Below are 1,647 nucleotides of genomic sequence, written 5' to 3' on the forward strand. Positions count from 1 at the left end.
TAAATAATCTATCCCTATATATCAATATGTACCAAAATATTTTTTTAATATTATTTAATAAAAAATTGAACTAATGATTTTAAAATTTTTAAAAAAAAGAAGTTAAATTTGCTAATCCCGTTAAATCATAATTATATAATTTTGTAGGTTTTTGAAATTTATATTGATAATAAGCCGCAATGCCAATCATAGCAGCTTGATCTGTGCAAAAATTTAAGCTGGGAATTAATAATTTTAAATTAGGAAACTCTAGCAAAAATTGTTTTTTTAAACTTGAATTAGAAGCAACGCCTCCTACTAAAATTAAATTTTTAGTAGGAAATTTTTTTAAAGCTCTTTTTATTTTAATTAATAAAACTTCAATAACTACTTTTTGAAAAGAAGCACATATATCGAAAACTAATTTATTTGACATATTATGACGATTTTTATTAATTAAATTAATAATTTGACTTTTTAATCCTGAAAAACTAAAATCTAGGTTATTATTTTTAACATAAGGCAAAGTAAAATCAAAAACAGCTTCACCCTGGAGAGCAAGTTTTTCTATAATAGGTCCTCCTGGATAATTTAAATTTAAATTTTTAGCAATTTTATCATAAACTTCCCCAACAGCATCATCTAAAGTAGTTCCTAATTTTTGTATATCAAAGTGATCATTTAAATAAAGTAATTCGGTATGACCTCCTGAAATAATCAAAGCTAAAGCGGGAAATTCTATTTCATTTTCTATTTGAACAGAATAAATATGACCTATCAAATGATTAATACCTATCAAAGGCTTTTGATAAATATAAGACCAGGTATTAGCAGCATTAACTCCCAATAATAATGATCCTATTAATCCCGGACCATGAGTTACAGCAACTAAATCTATATCTTTTGGTTTAATTTTTGCCTTAATAAAAGCTTTTTTAAAAAAATATGTTATAACTTCTAAATGTTTACGTGAAGCTATTTCAGGAACTACACCGCCATACTTTTGGTGACATTTAATTTGTGAAAAAGTTTCATTTGCTAATACTTCTTTTCCATCCCGAGTAATAGCAATACTAGTTTCATCACAACTAGTTTCGATAGATAAAATAATCATAATTAATAACCTTTTATATTTCTTTATAAACTTTTATTTTATTAACAAAAAATAATAAATAAATAATCTCATTGTACTTAAAAAAATATATATCTAAATTATTTTTTTAATTTACAATGAGAAATTTTATTGATTTGTATTGAAAAATATATTTCTATATTTCGATTTTACTTAAAATTAATTTCATTTACAAAAAAGATCTCGGAATATTTAATCAAATTAAAACTAAAAATATTATTCTAAAAATAAAAAAAATTAAAAAACACTATTTAAAAGATTTATATAGTTAATATTTTGATTTAAAAATTATTAAATTCTTAATTATTAAATTTATATAATTTTTTTAATAATTAAGTAGAGTAAATAATTTAGCATTTTAATTTTATATTCAAAAATTAATCTCAAATAAAAAATACGCAAATTTTCTCCATATTTTATATTTCATATTCAAGAATAAAATATCAGAAATTTGTTTAAATTATATCGAATTTGATATAACCACTTATTTTGCGCAATTTTGATTTCGATATTTTATAGGGATAGATTATTTACGT

Annotated in this window: 1 protein-coding gene; it reads right to left on the minus strand. The window is 21.3% G+C overall.

Going from position 1 to position 1,647, the window contains the following annotated elements; genetic code table 11:
- Positions 1-88: 88 nt before the first annotated feature.
- Positions 89-1,093, minus strand: a complete 1,005-nt coding sequence (gene tsaD / locus B2G44_RS00360; protein ID WP_078122884.1) for a tRNA (adenosine(37)-N6)-threonylcarbamoyltransferase complex transferase subunit TsaD — start codon at positions 1,091-1,093, stop codon at positions 89-91.
- Positions 1,094-1,647 lie beyond the last annotated feature (554 nt).

Origin of the sequence: Candidatus Phytoplasma citri (assembly GCF_002009625.1) — a bacterium.
In the GTDB taxonomy this organism is placed as follows: Bacteria; Bacillota_I; Bacilli_A; order Acholeplasmatales; family Acholeplasmataceae; genus Phytoplasma; species Phytoplasma citri.

Bases quoted from the DNA above. Each gene is read 5' to 3' on its own strand.
- tsaD (WP_078122884.1), bottom strand. From the start codon at position 1,093: ATGATTATTTTATCTATCGAAACTAGTTGTGATGAAACTAGTATTGCT.